Source organism: Streptomyces roseofulvus, assembly GCF_039534915.1.
Classification (GTDB): domain Bacteria; phylum Actinomycetota; class Actinomycetes; order Streptomycetales; family Streptomycetaceae; genus Streptomyces; species Streptomyces roseofulvus.
The window spans coordinates 6,868,153-6,885,783 of record NZ_BAAAWE010000001.1 but is presented as its reverse complement, the minus strand read 5'-3'; the positions used below and the strand labels follow the sequence as shown (position 1 = coordinate 6,885,783).

The 17,631-nt window shown below is 73.8% G+C and carries 13 protein-coding genes; 3 read left to right on the top strand and 10 right to left on the bottom strand.

The genetic code is table 11. The annotated features are described in order from the left end of the window. Nucleotides 1-122 precede the first annotated feature (122 nt). Entirely contained in the window at nucleotides 123-1,262 is a 1,140-nt protein-coding gene (locus ABFY03_RS31715; protein ID WP_346171444.1) for a pectinesterase family protein, read from the top strand. A 135-nt stretch (nucleotides 1,263-1,397) separates the two neighbouring features. Further along, nucleotides 1,398-2,342, top strand: coding sequence for a DUF2382 domain-containing protein (locus ABFY03_RS31710; protein WP_346171443.1), 945 nt, complete (start codon nucleotides 1,398-1,400; stop codon nucleotides 2,340-2,342). 71 nt (nucleotides 2,343-2,413) lie between these two features. Here the strand turns inward: ABFY03_RS31710 and ABFY03_RS31705 are convergent, their stop codons facing one another. The 4 genes from ABFY03_RS31705 to ABFY03_RS31690 form a co-directional block, all read right to left on the bottom strand. Further along, nucleotides 2,414-4,069 (bottom strand): rhamnogalacturonan lyase B N-terminal domain-containing protein, encoded by a 1,656-nt coding sequence (locus tag ABFY03_RS31705; RefSeq protein WP_346171442.1) that lies wholly within the window; start codon nucleotides 4,067-4,069, stop codon nucleotides 2,414-2,416. 161 nt (nucleotides 4,070-4,230) lie between these two features. Continuing rightward, on the bottom strand, nucleotides 4,231-4,869 hold the full coding sequence (locus ABFY03_RS31700; protein ID WP_319010423.1) for a hypothetical protein: 639 nt from the start codon (nucleotides 4,867-4,869) through the stop codon (nucleotides 4,231-4,233). Next, on the bottom strand, nucleotides 4,869-5,414 hold the full coding sequence (locus tag ABFY03_RS31695) for a SigE family RNA polymerase sigma factor (RefSeq protein ID WP_319010422.1): 546 nt from the start codon (nucleotides 5,412-5,414) through the stop codon (nucleotides 4,869-4,871). Before ABFY03_RS31695 ends, ABFY03_RS31700 begins: the two co-directional genes overlap by 1 nt. Continuing rightward, nucleotides 5,401-6,435, bottom strand: coding sequence for a LacI family DNA-binding transcriptional regulator (locus ABFY03_RS31690; RefSeq protein WP_319010421.1), 1,035 nt, complete (start codon nucleotides 6,433-6,435; stop codon nucleotides 5,401-5,403). Before ABFY03_RS31690 ends, ABFY03_RS31695 begins: the two co-directional genes overlap by 14 nt. Nucleotides 6,436-6,716: 281 nt before the next feature. Here ABFY03_RS31690 and ABFY03_RS31685 point away from each other — a divergent pair, with 281 nt between their 5' ends. Further along, nucleotides 6,717-9,617: a glycoside hydrolase family 2 TIM barrel-domain containing protein gene (locus ABFY03_RS31685; protein WP_346171441.1), complete on the top strand. Its 2,901-nt coding sequence runs from the start codon at nucleotides 6,717-6,719 to the stop codon at nucleotides 9,615-9,617. Nucleotides 9,618-9,889: 272 nt separating this feature from the next. Here ABFY03_RS31685 and ABFY03_RS31680 read toward each other — a convergent pair whose 3' ends face one another. The 6 genes from ABFY03_RS31680 to ABFY03_RS31655 all read right to left on the bottom strand — a co-directional run bounded on the left by ABFY03_RS31680 (nucleotide 9,890) and on the right by ABFY03_RS31655 (nucleotide 17,622). Then, entirely contained in the window at nucleotides 9,890-10,939 is a 1,050-nt protein-coding gene (locus tag ABFY03_RS31680; protein WP_346171440.1) for a rhamnogalacturonan acetylesterase, read from the bottom strand. 17 nt (nucleotides 10,940-10,956) lie between these two features. Continuing rightward, on the bottom strand, nucleotides 10,957-13,689 hold the full coding sequence (locus tag ABFY03_RS31675; protein ID WP_346171439.1) for an exo-rhamnogalacturonan lyase family protein: 2,733 nt from the start codon (nucleotides 13,687-13,689) through the stop codon (nucleotides 10,957-10,959). Nucleotides 13,690-13,851: 162 nt separating this feature from the next. Beyond that, nucleotides 13,852-14,454, bottom strand: coding sequence for a hypothetical protein (locus ABFY03_RS31670; protein WP_319010417.1), 603 nt, complete (start codon nucleotides 14,452-14,454; stop codon nucleotides 13,852-13,854). Beyond that, complete coding sequence (locus ABFY03_RS31665; RefSeq protein WP_346171438.1) at nucleotides 14,451-15,308, bottom strand: carbohydrate ABC transporter permease; 858 nt, start codon at nucleotides 15,306-15,308, stop codon at nucleotides 14,451-14,453. Before ABFY03_RS31665 ends, ABFY03_RS31670 begins: the two co-directional genes overlap by 4 nt. Further along, the gene (locus ABFY03_RS31660; protein WP_386723553.1) at nucleotides 15,305-16,336 is read right to left on the bottom strand and encodes a carbohydrate ABC transporter permease; all 1,032 of its coding nucleotides are present in this window, start codon (nucleotides 16,334-16,336) and stop codon (nucleotides 15,305-15,307) included. Before ABFY03_RS31660 ends, ABFY03_RS31665 begins: the two co-directional genes overlap by 4 nt. Next, nucleotides 16,336-17,622 (bottom strand): ABC transporter substrate-binding protein, encoded by a 1,287-nt coding sequence (locus ABFY03_RS31655; RefSeq protein WP_346171436.1) that lies wholly within the window; start codon nucleotides 17,620-17,622, stop codon nucleotides 16,336-16,338. Before ABFY03_RS31655 ends, ABFY03_RS31660 begins: the two co-directional genes overlap by 1 nt. Between the last annotated feature and the right edge of the window lie 9 nt (nucleotides 17,623-17,631).

The window sequence follows — 17,631 nt, the reverse complement described above, 5'->3', positions numbered from 1 at the left end:
CCCGGGCCGGGGCGGTGCGCGGCAACCCCCGTCCCGTCGCGCCCGCCCCGGCCCGGCCTCCTCTCCTCCCGCCCTCTCCTCCCGCCCTCCTCTCCCCGCCCTGTCAGCGAAGGAGCTTCCGCATGCCCTCGCACCACCCCCGCACGCCCCTCGGCCGCCGTGCCCTCCTCACCGGCGCGGGCGCGGCCGTCGCCGCCCTCGTCCTGCCGGCGGCGCCCGCCCTCGCGGCGGAGGGCCCGGCCGGACCGTTCGGCCGGTACGGTTCGCCGGCCGCCCGGCTGACCGCCCGGACCCTCTACGTGCACCCGGGCGGCCTCGGTGACCACACCTCCGTCCAGGCCGCGGTGAGCGCGGCCGACGGAGCCGGCTGGACGCTGGTCCTGGCGGCGGGCACGTACCGGGAGACGGTCGCGGTCAGCCCCGCCCGGACCGGGATGACCTGGGTCGGGGCGACCGGCGACGCCAAGGACGTCGTCGTGGTCTACGACAACGCGGCGGGCACCCCGAAGCCGGACGGGTCCGGCACGTACGGCACCACCGGCTCGGCGACGGTCACGCTCCAGGCGGCGGACTTCACCGCCCACGCCGTCACCTTCTCCAACGACTTCCTCCGCACCGACCTGCCCGGCAACCCGGGCACGCAGGCGGTGGCGGTGAAGGCGCAGGGCGATCGCTCGGCCTTCTTCCACTGCCGCTTCCTGGGCCACCAGGACACCCTGTACGCGGACTCGATGTCCCTGTCGGCCTTCGCCCGGCAGTACTTCGCGCACTGCTACGTCGAGGGCGACGTGGACTTCGTCTTCGGGCGGGCCACGGCGGTCTTCGAGCACTGCCACTTCCGGACGCTGGTCCGCACGGACCTGGCGGGCCCGCCGTACGGCTTCGTCTTCGCCCCGTCGACGGCCCGCGCCAACCCGTACGGCTTCCTCGCCTCCCGCTGCCGGGTGACCAGCGAGGCCCCGGACGGCTCCTACAAGCTGGCCCGTCCGTGGGTGCCGGGGTCGGACACCACGGCCTGGCCGTCGCTGGTGGTGCGGGAGTCCGTGCTGAGCGCGGGGATCGACGCGGTCGCGCCGTACGCGAACATGCGGGACGCCTACCCGTGGCAGCGGCAGCGCTTCGCCGAGTACCGCAACGCGGGCCGGGGCGCGGAGGTCACCATGCCGGAGAACCGCCCGCTGCTGACGCCCGAGCAGGCGGCGACGGCGACCCGGGCGGCGTACCTCGGCGACTGGGCGCCACACGGGCCGTCCTGCCTGTGAACCCGGAAACCCCCGGCTTCGATTCAACGGTCAACTGGTCATGAATCAACCATTCTTGCCGCCCGGGAAAGGGTTTTCCCCTCGTTGTCGTGGTTAGTCGCCGGGAGATCACGACAACACCTGGAGGGTGCGAACATGATCACCCAGGAACAGATACCGACCGTCCTGAACCATCCCGTCTACGACACCGAGGGCAACAAGATCGGTGAGGCCAAGCGCGTCTACCTCGACGACGCCACCGGCCGTCCCGAATGGGTCACGGTCAAGACCGGCCTGCTCGGCACCGGCGAGTCCTTCGTTCCGATCAAGGACGCTTCCCTGGTCCACGACCATCTGCAGGTCCCCTACCCCAAGGACCGGGTCAAGGGGGCTCCGCACGTCGACGTCGACGGCGGCGGGCATCTCGACGAGAGCGAAGAACAGCGCCTCTACGCGTATTACGGCATCGCCTGGGACGACGCCTGGAAGCGGGCCAACGAGCCGGGTGAGAACGGCTGGGCCCACGGCGGCACCCCGGGCGCGGCCGGTGCGGCCGGGACGGCCGGCACGGCGGGCATGACCGGTGCGGCCGGCACGGCCGGTGCGGCAGGCACCTCAGGCACCGCGGGCACCACCGGAGCGGCCGGCATGACCGGCATGACCGGGGGCCCTGGCATGAAGGGTGACCTCGGGCCCGCCCCGGACGCGATGACCCGCTCCGAGGAGCGGCTCCACGTCGGCACCGAGCAGGTCGAGTCCGGCCGCGTCCGGCTGCGGAAGTACGTCGTCACCGAGGAGGTCGAGGAGACCGTGCCGGTGCACCACGAGGAGGTGCGCGTGGTCCGTGAGCCGATCACCGAGGCCAACCGCGACGCGGCCCTGTCCGGCCCCGAGATCGCGGAGGCCGAGCACGAGGTGACCCTGCACGAGGAGCGCCCCGTCGTCGAGACCCGGGCCGTGCCCGTGGAGCGGGTCCGGCTGGTGACGGACGAGGTGACCGAGGAGCAGACGGTCACCGGACAGATCCGCAAGGAACGCATCGAGGTCGAGACGGACGACACCGTCGTCGCCCGGGAGGCCGACGAGCGCGGCGGGATGTGACGCGCCCGCCGTCCGCGCGCCTCGCGCGACCGGGGCCGGGCGGGCACACCGCCCGGCCCCGGCGCACGACGTCAGACGAGGAGGTCCACGCAGTCGAGCGCGGTGCCCGGGCTGAGGAAGCCCGTGCCGGTCGAGCCGCTGACGATGTTCAGGCGGAGCACGTTGTACTGCGCGGGGTCCGTCCTCCAGGCGCTCGCCGGGACGCTGTACGTGAAGGTGTGGTTGTTGCCCCGGTAGGAGCCGTTGGTGAGCGAGCGGGTCGCCGGCTGGGTGGGCGGTGACGGGATCGCGGAGACCCAGGTGTCGTTGACGGTGACCTGCGGGCGGCCGTTGAGGAAGGCGGTGGTGACGCCGATCCGCAGGGTGTGCGCGGCGGCCGCCTGGGCGGCGGTGAGCCTGAAGTAGACCAGGAAGCCGTCGTTGACGTCCTTCCAGAGGTAACAGGGCACCGCCGCCGAGGGGTTGGCGCCGTCGACGACGACGTTCCCGGTCCAGCCGGCGGCGCGGACGTCGGCCGGATGGGCGTACGTCATCAGCTGGGCGTTCTTGAAGCCGGCCGGGGTGCCGTCCCAGTCGCCGAGGCGCCAGACGGCCGGGGCGGTGCTCGGGTCGCCGGTGAGGGTGATCGTGTGCAGCGCGGTGGCGGCGCCGGCGGTGACGGTCACCGTCGCGGTGTGGACGGCCAGTTCGCCCTTGTAGACGGTGAGCGTGTAGGTGCCGGGGAGCATGCCCGCACAGGAGTACGCGCCGGTTCCGGCGGTGGCGCGGGTCCAGTACTGGGCGTCGGCGTTGGCGAAGCCGATCGTGTACGGGTGGGCGGGGTCCATGTTCCTGAGCCCGACGCCCGCGACCCGGCCGCGCCCGGCGGCGCCGACCCAGTTCGGGATCCCGAGCGGGTCCACCCAGCGCGTGTCGTGGCGCCCGGCGGAGAGCGCCGGGTCGGGCGCGCCGCCGTCGGTGAAGGCGAGCAGGTAGGGGCCCTGGAGCCCGAAGCGCATGGCCTCGGTCTGGGACTGGTTGTAGTGGAGGATCTCGTAGAGTCCGACGCCCAGTTCGTTGGAGTGGCGGAGCAGCGAACGGTAGAAGGGACCGCCGGACGCCTTCTCGTGGTTGGAGCGGACCATCCAGAGGCCGACGGTGCCGGTGGTGTAGCCGATGTGGTCGTAGTCGATGACGCGGACGCCGGAGTAGTGCTTGGAGCGGGTCTGCCCGTCGGCGCGCCGCCAGACGTCGCCGGCCTCGATGACGGTGTCGGCGCCCTCGACCCAGGAGTCCGGGCCCTCGTTGGGGAAGACGCCGGGCTTGAGGCGGGCGATGAAGCGGGTGGCGGTGAAGGAGGTGTCGGCCTTGTCGGTCCACAGGTAGACGTTGTTGAGGCCGGAGCGGGCCGCGTAGTAGTGGCGCAGGGTGCCGTGGACGACGGTGACGAGGATCGTGGCGCCGACCTGCCTGAGGGTGACGGTGGAGGCGCCGAGGCCGGACTCCACGTGGGAGTGCTTGCCGCCGTAGCCCTCGTACTCCCTGCCCTTGTAGACGAGGGAGGTGAGGTCGCCGGTGGTCTTGGAGACCTTGAAGACGAGTCCCGCGCCGGTGTCGAGGACGTAGTTCGCGCCGTCGTCGCTCCAGCCGAAGCCGGCCGCCCCGGCGGTTCCGGTGGCGGTGGCGACGAGGGCTCCGGCGGCGGCCGCGCCGAGGACGGTGCGGCGGCGGACGGGGTGGCTGCGCATGTGCGGCTCCTTCGGTGAGGTGGGGGCAGCCGTAGGTCGCCGCGGGGCGGGAAAGGGTTGCCCCCTCCGTCGAAACGTTTCAAGGAGCCGGGGCCGAGGTCGCTGCGGCCGCTCGCCGGACGGCGTCCGCCCGGCCCCTCGCGTCCGGGGCGGCCCCCGCGTCAGCCGAAGCCGCCCCGGAGGGTGGTGCGGCCGCCGTCGCGGGCGGTGAGGACGACGGTGTACGCGTCGGCCGAGGCGTCCCGGGTGCCCTCGGCGTGGTTGTACTGGGCGGCGAAGGTGTGCGGGCCCGGGGGCACCGCCCGGCCCTCCTTCAGGGTCCAGCGGTAGACCAGGGCGCCGGCCTCCTCCGCGACGGTGACCGTGTACTCGTCGGCGGGACGGGTCTGCCAGTGGCCGGTGCTCGCGATCCCGCCGGTGAGGGCGACCCGCAGCTCGACGGTGAGACCGGTGACCTCGGCGTCCGTGGTGACGGCGAGGTCGCTCTGCGCCCACCAGCGGTTGCTGCCGGCGTCGATCGAGCCGGCCGCGCGGGCGGCCGGTCCGGGCACGGCGGCGACGCCCGCCGGGGGCGCGGGCCGGTCCCGGAGGGTGGTGACGGCGAGGCCGCCGAGGCCGAGGACCCCGGCAACGGTGACGGCCACGGCGGCCGCGACCGTCCAGCGGCGGCGGGGCAGCCCGGCGCGGGCCGGCGGCGGGGCGGCCATGCCCCGTTCGACCCGGGCCAGCATCCGGGCCCGGTCGGGGCGGTGGGCGAGCGCCGCCTCGCGCAGCTCGCCGCGCAGCCGTGTCTCGTCCATCAGCGCCTCCCCGCGGCGAGTTCGGTGGCGGCCCGGCCGCCGAGCAGCCTCTGCAGCTCCGCCATGCCCTTGGCCGTCTGGCTCTTGACCGTGCCGACCGAGACGCCCAGGGCGAGGGCGGTGTCCCGCTCGGAGAGGTCGAAGGCGTGGCGCAGGACGACGCAGGCGCGCTTGCGGAACGGCAGGGCCCGCAGCGCGGTCCGTACGTCGACGACGGCGGGCACGTCCGGGTCCTCGGTGTGCTCGGGGCGGCGGTCCCAGAAGGCGGCGATCCGGCGGCGCTCGCGGACGGTGCCGCGGATGCGGGTGCGGACCAGGTTGGCGACGACGCCCCGGGCGTAGGCGGCGGGGTGTTCGGCGGCGCGGACCCGGTCCCAGCGGTGCCAGAGGGCGAGCATGGCGTCGGCGGCGAGGTCGTCGGCTGCGTCGGTCTCGCCGGTGAGGAGGTGGGCGAGGCGGGCGAGTTCGGCGTAGTGGCGGTCGAAGAAGTCCCGGAACTCGGCGGCGCTGTCCCCCTCCTCCCGCCGGGGGTCAGGGACGCTCACGGCCGTCCCCCGGGGCGGTGGGCGCCGGTCCGGTGCCGGCGCGGACGGTGAGGCGGGGGGTGAGGAGTTCGGTGCCGCGGGCGGGTTCGCCGCGGAGCCGGGCCACGAGCCGTTCGACGGCGATCCGCCCGAGGTCCTGGGTGGGCACCGCGACGGCGGTGAGCGGTACGGAGGCGTGGGCGGCGACCTGGTCGGGGCAGAGCGCGGCGACGGAGACGTCCTCGGGGACGGCCCGGCCCTGGTGGCGGAGGACGGCGAGGAGGGGTTCGACGGCGGCCTCGTTCTGCACGACGAGGGCGGTGGTGCCGGGGCGTTCCTCGAAGATCCGGGTGACGGCGGCGGCGACGGCCGCGTAGGTGCCGTCGACGGGCCGGTGGAGCAGGTCGAGGCCGTGCTCGGCGGCGGCGGCGCGGATGCCGGTGAGGGTGCGCTGGGCGTAGCCGGTACCGCGGGCGTAGACGGCGGGGGGTTCGCCGAGGACGGCGAGGCGGCGGTGGCCGAGGCCGGCGAGGTGGTCGACGCAGCGGGCGCCGGCGGCGGCGAAGTCGAGGTCGACGCAGTCGAGTCCGGCGGTGTCGGCGGGCAGGCCGATGAGGACGGACGGCCGTTCGGCCTCCTGGAGGCCGGGCAGCCGGGGGTCGTCGAGCTCGACGTCCAGGACGATCATGCCGTCGGCGAGGGCGCTGCCCTCGACGCGGCGGACGGCCTCGGGGCCCTCCTCGCCGGTGAGCAGCAGCACGTCGTAGCCGTGGGCGCGGGCCGTGGTGGTGGCGGCCATGGCGATCTCCATCATGACCGGGACGGAGAGGCCGGCGCGCAGCGGCATCATCAGGGCGAGGACGCTGGTCTGACCGCCGGCGAGGGCGCGGGCGCCGGCGTGCGGGCGGTAGCCGAGCTCGTCGATGGAGTGCTGGATGCGTTCGCGGGTGGCGGCGGAGATGGAGCGCTTGCCGCTCAGCACGTAGCTGACGGTGCTGGCCGACACACCGGCGTGACGGGCGACGTCGGCGAGGGTGACCACGTGCGTGCTCCTCGGCTGGTCCGGGCGGTTCTCCGGGGTGGTTCTCCGGGACGGCTTCCGGGGTGGACGGGGGTGCCCGTCGACGACAGGGACCCCCGACCCTAAGCGGCCGCTCGTCGGACTGTCCAGGCGGGGCGCGAAAGGTCCAAGGGCCCGGGGTCCGTGCGGGGTTGTGCGGGGACGGGCGGCGCGGTGGGATGGAGTCCGTCGCGCAAGCGCTTTCCGGCGGGTGTCCGTTCCCCGCCCTCCGATTCCTCTCTTCTCTTCCCGTGGGGAGCACCATGACCGATCTGCCCTGGTACACCTCCTTCGCCCCCGAGCAGGGCACGCTGCCGCCGCGTTCCTGGACGGCGGACTCGGACGCCGCGCGGCTGCCGCTCGGCGGCGACTGGGCGTTCCGCCTCTCCCCCGCCGCCGACGCGGCGGACACCTCCTTCGCCGCGCCGGGCTTCGACGCCGGCGGCTGGCGGACCGTCGCCGTGCCGGGGCACTGGGTGCTCCAGGGGAAGGACGGGGAGTTCGGCGGGCCCGCGTACACGAACGTGCTGTACCCGTTCCCCGTCGATCCGCCGTTCGTGCCCGACGAGAACCCGACGGGGGACCATCTGCGCCGGTTCGACCTGCCGGACGGCTGGCCGGCGGGGGGCGGGGCGGTGCTCCGCTTCGACGGGGTCGAGTCCTGCGCCCGGGTGTGGCTGAACGGCACCGAGCTGGGCTGGTTCAAGGGGTCCCGGCTGGCCCACGAGTTCGCGGTCGGGGAGCTGCTGCGGGAGCGGGACAACGTGCTCGCGGTCCGGGTCCACCAGTGGTCCTCGGGGTCGTACCTGGAGGACCAGGACCAGTGGTGGCTGCCCGGCATCTTCCGGGACGTGACGCTGCTGCACCGCCCGGAGGGCGCACCCGGCGACTTCTTCGTGCACGCCTCGTACGACCACCGGACCGGCACCGGGGACCTGCGGGTCGACTGCGACGTGCCGGGCCGGGTCCGGGTGCCGGAGCTGGGTCTCGACGTGGCGGCCGGGGAGTCCGTGACGGTGCCGGTGGAGCCGTGGAGCGCGGAGGTGCCCCGGCTGTACGAGGGCGAGCTGACGGCCGGCGGGGAGCGGATCGGGCTGCGGATCGGCTTCCGTTCGGTGTACGTGGAGGACGGGGTCCTGAAGGCGAACGGCCGGCGGATCCTCTTCCGGGGCGTGAACCGGCACGAGTTCCACCCGGAGACCGGGCGGGCCGTGGACCTGGAGACCCTGCGCGCGGACGTCGAGCTGATGAAGCGGCACAACATCAACGCGGTGCGGACCTCCCACTACCCGCCGCATCCGGCCTTCCTCGACCTGTGCGACTCCTACGGTCTGTGGGTGATCGACGAGGGCGATCTGGAGACCCACGGCTTCGAGGAGCTGGGCTGGCGGGGCAACCCCGTGGACGACGAGCGGTGGACGCCGGCACTGCTCGACCGGGCGGCCCGGCTGGTCGAGCGCGACAAGAACCACCCGTCGGTGGTGCTGTGGTCGCTGGGGAACGAGTGCGGCTCGGGTGCCGGGCTCGGTGCGATGGCCCGCTGGATCCGTGACCGGGACCCGTCGCGGCCGGTGCACTACGAGGGCGACCGGTCCTGCCGGGACGTGGACGTCTACTCCCGGATGTACCCGCCGCACGCGGAGGTCGCGGAGATCGGCCGGCGCGAGGACGAGGGTCCGGAGCACCGCCGCGCCCTGCCCTTCATCCTCTGCGAGTACGCGCACGCGATGGGCAACGGGCCGGGCGGACTCAGCGAGTACCAGCGGCTCTTCGAGACGTACGAGCGCTGCCAGGGCGGCTTCGTGTGGGAGTGGATCGACCACGGTCTGGTCCATCCGGTCCACGGGTACGGCTACGGCGGCGACTTCGGCGAGGAGCTGCACGACGGGAACTTCGTCTGCGACGGGCTGCTCTTCCCGGACCGCACGCCGTCGCCGGGTCTGGTCGAGTACAAGAAGGTGATCGAGCCGGTGCGGATCGAGCCGGGCGAGCGGCCGGGCACGGTCGCGGTGACCAACCTGCATGACGTGGCGGACCTGTCGGGGCTCGCCTTCGGGTGGGAGTTCCTGGCGGACGGGCGGCTCGTCGGCGCGGGCACGCTCGACGTGCCGCCGCTGCCGGCCGGCGAGCGCGCGGAGGTGCCGCTGCCGGCGGCGCCGGAGGTTCCGGAGGGCGCGGAGCCGGTGTGGACGGTACGGGCGGTGCTGGCCGCCGACGCGCCGTGGGCGCCCGCCGGGCACGAGGTGGCCTGGGGCCAGGTGCCGGCCGCCCCGGCCACCGCCCCGTCGGTCCGGTCGGTCGCCGTCCCCCCGGTCGCGGAGGGCGGCCGGATCGCCGTCGGTCCCGCCGCGCTCGACGCCCGGACGGGCGCGCCGCTGGAACTGGGCGGCCTGCCGGTGACCGGTTTCGGTCTCGACGTGTGGCGGGCGCCGACGGACAACGACGAGGGGGCGCCCTGGCAGCCGGACACCCGCTACGGGCCGCTCTGGCGGGAGCTGGGCCTGCACCGGATGCGGCACCGCACGGACGCCGTGGAGGTGACCGACGGGGGCGTGACGGTCCGGGTACGGGTGGCGCCAGCCGCGCGTGACATCGGGCTTGCCGTGACGTACCGGTGGACCTCGGACGGCACCGTGGCGCACCTCGGCGTGGACGTGCGCCCGGAGGGCGCGTGGCCGGTGCCGCTCCCCCGGCTCGGGGTCCGCCTCGGGCTGCCGGCGGTGCTCGACCGGGTGGAGTGGTACGGCGGCGGCCCGGGCGAGGCGTACCCGGACACGCGGGCCGCCGCGCGGCTCGGCCGCTGGGAGTCGACGGTGGCCGGACTGCAGACCCCGTACGTGCGCCCGCAGGAGAACGGCGCCCGGATCGACACCCGGTGGCTGGAGCTGACCGGCGGCGGCACCGGCCTGCGGGTCGCGGGCGACCCGTCCTTCTGGTTCACCGCCCGTCGCTGGACCGGCGTGGAGCTCGACGCCGCCGCGCACCGCCCGGACCTGGTCCCGGGCGACACCCTGTGGCTGAACCTGGACCACGCCCTGCACGGCATCGGGTCCCAGTCCTGCGGCCCGGGCGTGCTGCCGGAGTACCGGCTGGAGGCGGCCCCGTCGGCGTTCGCCTTCACCTTCACGGCGCTCGGGGCGGCCGCGGCGGAGTCCGGCGCGTGACCGTCACCCGGACGCGTCCCGAGGCCGGCCGGCTCTTCGGCCGTCCGGCCTCGGCGGCCTCCTGCCTCGGCTTCGTCCTCGTCGGCGCGCGGCAGGCGGCACGGCTCAGCCGTTCGGGGCCACCAGCCCGACCTCGTAGGCGCGGATGACCGGGTGGACGCGGTCGCGGGCGGCGAGCCGGCTGCGCAGCCGGGCCACGTGGGCCTGGGCGGTGGCCGGGCCGGCCGTCGCGGTGGCGGCGGTCCACCACCGCGACGTCTGAGCCGCGCGTCCTAGCGGAAGGCACGCTGGGGCAGCAGGCCCCGGGCCTTCAGTTCGGCGGCGACCAGCGCCGCGTACTCGGTGGCGCCGCGGACCGAGGTGTGGGTGTTGTCCCGCTTCTCGGCCGTCAGGTAGAGCGCCTTGGAGGGCTCGGGGCCGAGCTGCTCGACCCGGGCCCTGGTGAGGGCCGTGAGGTCGATCAGCGGGGTGGCGAGGGTGGCGGCGAGGGCCCGGATCTCGGCCGGGTGGTCGACGCCGAGACCGTTGACGAGCAGGGCGGTCCCGTTGTTCAGGGTGCCGTCCGCGTTGAACCAGCGGCGGACGATCGGGGTGACGAGGACGGGCTCGCCGCCCCTGGCCCGTACCCGCTCGACCAGGGTCGTGAGGTTGGCCCGGTAGGTGGCGGCGTCGGTCTGCTTGTCGTTGTGGGCGAGCTGGATGAGGACCGGGTCGCCGGGCCGTACGGCGGCCTCCACCCGGTCGAAGAGGGCCGGGTTCGCGAGGAAGGTGACGGTGGACTCGCCGCCGTCCGCGTGGTTGGCGACGGCCACCCCCCGCTTCAGGTGGACGGGGAGCCGCTGGCCCCAGCCGGTGTACGGGTCGCCGGGCTGGTCGCAGACGGTGGAGTCACCGATCAGGAAGAGGCGGGTGGCGGTGGGGGCGGGCGTGACGAGGAGGGCCGCCACGCGCGGGGCGGAGCCGTCGAGCAGCAGGTCGAGGCCGGGGCTGCCGGTGGCTCCCGTGGGCTCGCCCTCGGGGTCGCGGACGTCGACGGTGAAGGAGCGGCGGATCCGCTCGCCGGCCCCGGTCGCGGTCTCGGCGAGCAGGGCGCGGCGGGTCTCGCCGCTGATCGCGGTGGCTCCGGCGGTGTCGCCGCCGAGGGTGACCGTGACGTCGTAGGTGCCGGGCGGGAGGTCGAAGTGGCAGGAGAGGGCGGTGGTCTCGGCGACGGCGGCGCAGTGGTCGAGGCCCTGGCCGTAGGAGTCGTCGGCGTGGGCGGCGGGCGCGGTGGCGGCGAGCAGCGCGAGCAGGCTCGCCGCCAGGACGGGGGTCCGCTTCAACGGAGTTCTCCTGGGAGTCAGTTCGGGAGGTGGTCGCCGACGAGGGCGAGGTTCTGGATGGCGGCGAGGCCGTAGAGGGCGGTGGTGTTGGTGCTGATCCACAGGTGCTCGTAGCCGGGTTCGAGGGCGGCCGGGCCCCGCACCGGCGTCTTGTCCCAGACCATGGCGGACGTGTAGCCGTCGCTCTTGTCGAACTTGGCCCAGGCGCGCTGGGCGAGCTTGGCGTCGTTCAACTGGGCGGCCGCGTAGGCGTCCTGACGGGAGTGGCCCTGGAAGAGGAGCAGGGTGCCGAAGTTCTTGCCGTAGCGGGCGGCCTGCTCGGCCTTGGTGGCGTTGAAGTAGCGGCAGTAGTCGAGCCACGCGCTCCTGAAGGCGGGCATGTCGACGAGGTCGATGAGCTCGGCGCACATCTCGACCAGGCCGAACATGGCGGAGAGGTGGGAGACGCCGACGACGGGCGTGTCGGCGACGGCGAAGCGGCCGGTGTCCAGGTCGTAGAGGCCGGTGCCCTGGACGAAGCCGTTGGGCTGGGCGGCGATCGTCTCCATGGTGGAGCGGAGCCGGGCCTCGGCCTTGGCGGCCTTCGGTCCGCCGCGCTCCCACTCGGTGAGCCAGGCGGCGGCGAGTCCGCTCCAGTCGGTGCCGAAGCCGATGGAGAGGGCGTGGCGGTCGGGGGTGTAGGGCTCGGTGCGGATCTTGCGGATGGGGTCGAGGACGAGGAAGGTCTCGTCGGAGTCGACCAGGTCGTGCATGAGGTCGCCGACGCGTTCGTCGGCGGTGAGGAAGTAGTAGGGGCGGCGGTAGACGGCGGTGGAGATCCGCTGCTGCTTGGCGCTGCACGCGAAGTGCTGGACGCCGTGGCGGGTGCCGAGGCCGGCCCACTCGCCGAGGTGGTAGACGTCGACCTCGCCGGTGTGGCGGGTCATGGCCTCGGCGAAGCGGAAGACGTCGGCGCGGCCGGACCGGAGGTAGGCGTACCAGAGCCACAGGTCGGGCGAGAGCTCGGAGTTGTCCCAGGCGTAGCCGCCGACGTCGTACCGCCACTGGTGCCGGTCCTCGTCGTAGGTGTGCATGATGTCGCCGTAGTCCCAGAAGCCGTACCAGCGGCGCTGTTCGACCTGGTCCTTGTAGTAGGCGAAGAGGTAGTCGAGACGGTCCTCGATCCTCGCCCTGGCGGGGGTGGAGCGGTCGACGGGCGAGAACAGGCCGCCGAAGACGCGGGCGCGGACCAGGTCCTCGGGGCTCGCGGCGAGCTGCGGCGGGACACGGACGGCGGCGGCCTGGGCGACGAGGGCGGCGGCGGTCGGGGTGGCGGCGTTGGCCCAGAACATCAGCTCGCTGGTGCGGGCGATGCCGTACGGGGTGCCGAAGCCGGGCTCGTAGTCCTCGTAGGTGATGTTGAGGCCCTCCAGCTGCTCGGGGAAGGTGTCCTGACCCATGCCGTCGTGGTAGAAGCGCAGGTCCATGGGCTGGGCCTCGGGCGACCAGAGCCAGAGGGTCACCTCGGCCTCGTCGCCGGCGGCGCCCCGGATGTCGAGCTGGGCGGGGTGCTTCTGCCAGAAGTCCCGCAGGCCGAAGGAGAGTCCGCCGCTCGCGCCGCCGACGTAGCCGAAGCCGCTCGCGCGGCGGCCGCCGCCGGCCGGGATCCAGCCGTGGCCGGCCTTGGTGCGCTTGCGGATGCCGAAGCCGTCCGCGGTGAGCTGCGCGAGGGTGTAGTCGCCCCACGTGGGGATGTACCGCAGCCGGCTGGTGACGCGCTGGTCCCAGGTGGCCGGGTCGGGCAGCTTCTCCCCCTTGACCTGTGCCGCGCGGACGGCGGCGCCGGGGTCGCGGCGCAGGCCGGTGATGCCCTGCACGGCCTCGGTGAGGAAGCCGGCGTCCTCGCCCGCGAGGCGGATGTGCCGGTCGTAGCAGGCGTCGCGCATCGGGACGGTGAAGCGGACGCCGAGGCCGCGGACGAAGTCCTTGTTCTGGTCGCCGTCGTAGGTGATCGTGTGGACCATGCGCAGGGCCTCGGAGCCGGCGTGGAAGTACAGCCGGATCGAGAAGGGCAGCCAACTGCGGTTGCCCTTGCGGTGCTTGCCGTCGACGCGGACGACGGCCCTGACGGGGCCGGACTGTTCGACGACGGCGCGGGAGATCTCGCCGTCGAACCGCTCCCACCTGGCGTTGCCCTGGTCGCCGTCGTCGAGGTCGCCCTGGCGCAGCAGCACGAGCCGCCCGTCGCCGGCGATCCTCACGCCGTCGCGGGTCAGGGACTCGACGAGCTTGCGGCCGTCCTTCCCCAGCACGGCCGTCACGACACCGGTGTCGACGGTGATCCTGCGGTCGGTCTCCACGACCGTCACGGTCTTCGCGCCCGCGACGGGCGTGCCGGGCGCGAGCGAGAAGCGGTCGGCGCCGGCCGCCTCGGGGCCGACGGCGTGGGCCGTCCACTTCAGCGAGCCGTCGGGCCAGCGGGCGGTCGTCCAGGTCTGCACGGGGACGGGGGCGCCGTCCGCGGTGGTGAGCGCGAACGCCGTGTCACCGGCGTGGACGCCCTTGGGCCAGGCGACGCCGAAGGTGGACCCGCCGGCGGCGCCGAGGCCGCCCGGCTCCAGCCATGTGAGGGTCGCGGGCCGCTCCTCGGCGGCCACCTCGGCGACAGGGGCGGCCTGCGCCTCGCTCCGCCCGAGCACCCAGCTGAACTGCGCGGCGGCACCGGCGACGGCGGCCGCCCTGAGCAGAGAACGACGAGGTATCGAAGACACGGAAGCTCCTTTCGAGGGCACACCGATCGGCACACCCGAGGGAGGGGGAAGGCGTGGGGGTACGAAGGTGACGGCCGGGCCCCGGGCACGCGCCCGACCGGACCGGGTTCGGCGCCGGCGGTCGGGCGGTCGGTGGACCGGGGCCCGGGGACGCGGGGGCGGTCAGCTCCCCGGGAGGGTGGCCGCGCGGCGTTCCGTGGCGAGGGTGCCGGCGGTCAGGAGGCCCAGGGCGGGCAGGGAGAGGGGGGCGGAGAGCCAGCCGGAGGCGGCGACGACCGCCAGGCCGCAGACGACGAGCAGCGAGCCGGCCGGATCGCGCAGGGAGCGGCGCCCGGCGGCCGGGAGCAGGGTCCGCCAGGTCGCCCCGGGCCGCCAGGCGGTGGCCGCCCGGAGGACGGCGACGGTCGCCCAGAGCGCCGCGAGGATCGCGACGGCCCCGGCCGCGCGCCCGCCGGGCACCGGCAGCGCCCGTACGAGCGCGAGGTCGGCCCAGACCAGCGCGAGCACGGCCCACCAGCCGAGGCCCACCGCCCACCCGCCGCCCCGGAGCGCGGCGCGCACCTCCGCGGCGAAGGCCCGCGGCCCGGTCTCCTCGTCCCCGACGGTGCGCCGCAGGTGCCCGGCGCCGGCGGCGAACGCCGCCGGCAGCGTGACGAGCGGGAGCGCGGCGACGGCGATCCACACGCCCGTCAGCAGGCACTCGGCGAACACCGCGAAGCGGGCGAAGAAGCGCGCGCCGCGCACCGGGGCTTCGGCGGCGGTCACTTGAGCCCCGAGGTGGCCATGCCGTCGATCAGGTACCGCTGGAAGGCGAGGAAGAAGGCGACCACCGGCAGCAGCGCCACCAGCGACATCGCGATCATGCCGCCGTAGTTGGCGACGCCGTCCTGGTCGACGAACATCTTCAGGCCGAGCGACACCGTGTACTTCTCGGGTTCGTTGAGGTAGATCAGCGGGCCCAGGAAGTCGTTCCAGGCGTTGATGAAGGTGAAGATCGCGCTGGTGATGAGGGCGGGCCGGCACAGCGGCAGCACGATCGACCAGTACGTCCGCAGGTGCCCGCACCCGTCGAGCCGCGCCGCCTCGTCCAGCTCCTTGGGGAGCCCGCGCATGAACTGCACCATCAGGAAGACGAAGAAGGCGTCGGTGGCGAGGTACTTGCCGAGCAGCAACGGCGTGTAGGTGTTGATCAGTTCGAGCTTCTGGAAGAGCACGTACTGCGGGATGAGGAGCACGTGGTACGGCAGCAGCAGGGTGCCGATCATCAGCGTGAAGAGCAGGTTGCGGCCGGCGAAGCCGATCTTGGCGAAGGCGTACGCGGCGAGCGAGCTGGAGACCAGCACGCCGACGACCGAAGCGACCGCGAGGAAGAGCGAGTTGGAGAAGAAGGTGGAGATGGGGATGTCGGCGATGCCGTCGGCGAGCCGCCGGTAGTTGTCGGTGATGGGGTCGGTCGGGATGACGTTCAGGCTGCCGACGATCTCGTCGTTCGGCTTGAACGAGCCGCCGATCACCCAGAAGACCGGGTAGAGAACCACCGCGAGCACGGCGAGGGAGCCGAGGTGCCAGGCGGCGGCGCCGGCGTTCCACCGCCGCGCGCCGGTGCGGACGAGGCTCATCGGCCTCCCTCCTCGTAGTGCACCCAGCGCCGCTGGGACCAGAACAGGACCGCCGTGACCAGGCCGACGGCGAGCAGCAGCATCCAGGCCATCGCGGAGGCGAGCCCCATCCGGCTGTTCTCGAAGCCCTGGACGTAGAGGTAGCAGGTGTAGACGAGGGTGCCGTCGGCCGGGCCGCAGGCGTTGCCCTGGCTGCCGATGATGTAGGCGGAGCCGAAGATCTGGAAGGAGTGGATCGTCTCCAGGAGCACGTTGAAGAAGAGCACCGGGGAGATCATCGGCAGGGTGATGTTCCAGAACCGGCGCCACGGTCCCGCGCCGTCCATCTGCGCGGCCTCGTACAGCTCGCGGGGCACCTGCTTGAGCCCGGCGAGGAAGATGACCATGGGGGCGCCGAACTGCCAGACGGTGAGCGCCACCAGCGCGTAGATGATCTTGTCGGGGTCGCCGATCCAGCCGCCCGGGTCGAAGCCCAGCAGCCGCTGTGCCCGGTCGACGGGCGCGTCGTCGGCGAAGAGGGCGCGCCACACGATGGCGATGGAGACGCTGGCGCCGATGAGCGAGGGGGCGTAGAAGGCGGCCCGGTAGAAGCCCTGGCCGCGCCGGCTCTGGTTGAGGAGCACGGCGACGCCGAGGGCGGCGGCCAGTTTCAGCGGGGTGCCGACGAGCACGTACCAGCCGGTGACCTCGACGGAGGTGCGCCAGCGGGGGTCGCCGAACATCTCGGTGAAGTTGTCGAGGCCGATCCAGCGGGGGGCGTCGAAGAGGTTGTAGTCCGTGAAGGCGAAGTAGAGCGAGACGGCCATGGGGCCCGCGGTCAGCAGCAGGAAGCCGGTGATCCAGGGGGACATGAAGAGGTAGCCGGCGAGGTTGTCGCGGGCGGTGCGGGAGCGGGGCGCGGCACCCGGCCGCCGGGGGCGCCGTCCGCGCGGGGCGGGGACCGCGGCTGCGGCCCCCCGGCCCGGCGGGGCCGCGGCCGGGGACTCCGGGGCGGCGGGCTTCGGTGCGGTGGTCACGGCGGGGTCCATCAGGAGCCGAGGGCCGTCTTCGCCTCGGCGAAGTACTGCTTCACCGCGTCGGCGACGGTCCGGGTGCCCAGGGACATCTCCTCGGAGAGGCGCAGGAAGGCGGCCTCGCAGACGTCGGCGCCGGCCGGGTGCGGGGTGATCGGCTCCAGGACGCGGGACTCGACGAGCTGCTTCTCGTAGGCGGCGATCTGCTTGCCGACCTCGTCGGCGGGCACGTAGGCGGCGTTCTGCGCCTCGGTCGCGGGGACGCCCCGGTCGTAGCCCATGATCGTGCCGACCTCGGGGTCGTGGACCATGAAGTCGATGAACTGGGCGACCTCCTTGGGGTGCTTGGTGCGCTTGGAGGCGCTGAGCATCAGCGAGCCGAGGTACTGTCCGGTGCGCTTGCCGTCGGTGGTGGGGATGGGGGCGAGGCCGTACCGGCTCTTGCCCTCGGCGGTGTAGCGGACGGCGAAGTTGTCCCAGGTGAACTCGGCGCCGGCGAGTTCGGCGGTCACCGCGGACTTGGGCTTGGCCTGGATGGTCTTCTTCGGGTCGGCGTAGACGCCGGACTGCACCCGGGCGGCGGCCTTGGTCCACCAGTCCGTGAGGTCGGCCTCGGTGAAGCCGAGGCCGGAGGCGGTGAAGAAGGCCTTGCCCTGCTGGCGCAGGTACATGTCGTACAGGTACATGATCCCGTAGGGGCCGGCGTCGCCGGCCCGGCCGGCCGTCTCCCGGATCTTCGCGAGGGCGTCGTGGTACTGGTCCCAGGTCCAGCCGGGCTGCGGGGCGACCCTGGCCTTCTCGAAGACGGCCCGGTCGATGACGAGGGCCATCGAGTTGGAGCCGACGGGCACGCCGAGGAGCTTGCCGTCGACCTCGCCGAACTTCTCCAGGCCGGCCCGGAAGCCCTCCATGCGGAGGTGCCCGGCCTCGACCTGCTCGCGCAGGTCGAGGAGGACGTTCTTGGCGTCGTACTTGCGCAGGAAGCCGATGGCGTTCTGGAAGACGTCGGGCGTGTTGCCGCCGGACGCCTGGGTGTTGAACTTCTTCCAGAAGTCGGCGTACGGCTGGAAGTCGGTCTTCACCTTGATCTTCGGGAACTTCTTCTCGAAGAGGGCGATCGACCGGTTGATCCGCTTGGCGCGGTCGTCGGAGCCCCACCAGGTGTACCGGATGGTGACGGTTCCGTCGCCGGCCGAGCCGGAGCCGCCGCCGCAGCCCGCCGCGGTCAGGCCGAGTGCCGCCACCGAGCCACCCGTGATCTTCAGCAGACTCCGACGGTCGACAGTGCCATGAGTACGCACAGTTCGTCC

What these genes read in the sequence shown, in the direction of transcription:
- ABFY03_RS31685 (WP_346171441.1), top strand. Translation starts at nt 6,717, where the DNA reads ATGACCGATCTGCCCTGGTACACCTCCTTCGCCCCCGAGCAGGGCACG.
- ABFY03_RS31715 (WP_346171444.1), top strand. Translation starts at nt 123, where the DNA reads ATGCCCTCGCACCACCCCCGCACGCCCCTCGGCCGCCGTGCCCTCCTC.
- ABFY03_RS31660 (WP_386723553.1), bottom strand. Translation starts at nt 16,336, where the DNA reads ATGGACCCCGCCGTGACCACCGCACCGAAGCCCGCCGCCCCGGAGTCC.
- ABFY03_RS31705 (WP_346171442.1), bottom strand. Translation starts at nt 4,069, where the DNA reads ATGCGCAGCCACCCCGTCCGCCGCCGCACCGTCCTCGGCGCGGCCGCC.
- ABFY03_RS31700 (WP_319010423.1), bottom strand. Translation starts at nt 4,869, where the DNA reads ATGGACGAGACACGGCTGCGCGGCGAGCTGCGCGAGGCGGCGCTCGCC.
- ABFY03_RS31665 (WP_346171438.1), bottom strand. Translation starts at nt 15,308, where the DNA reads ATGAGCCTCGTCCGCACCGGCGCGCGGCGGTGGAACGCCGGCGCCGCC.
- ABFY03_RS31710 (WP_346171443.1), top strand. Translation starts at nt 1,398, where the DNA reads ATGATCACCCAGGAACAGATACCGACCGTCCTGAACCATCCCGTCTAC.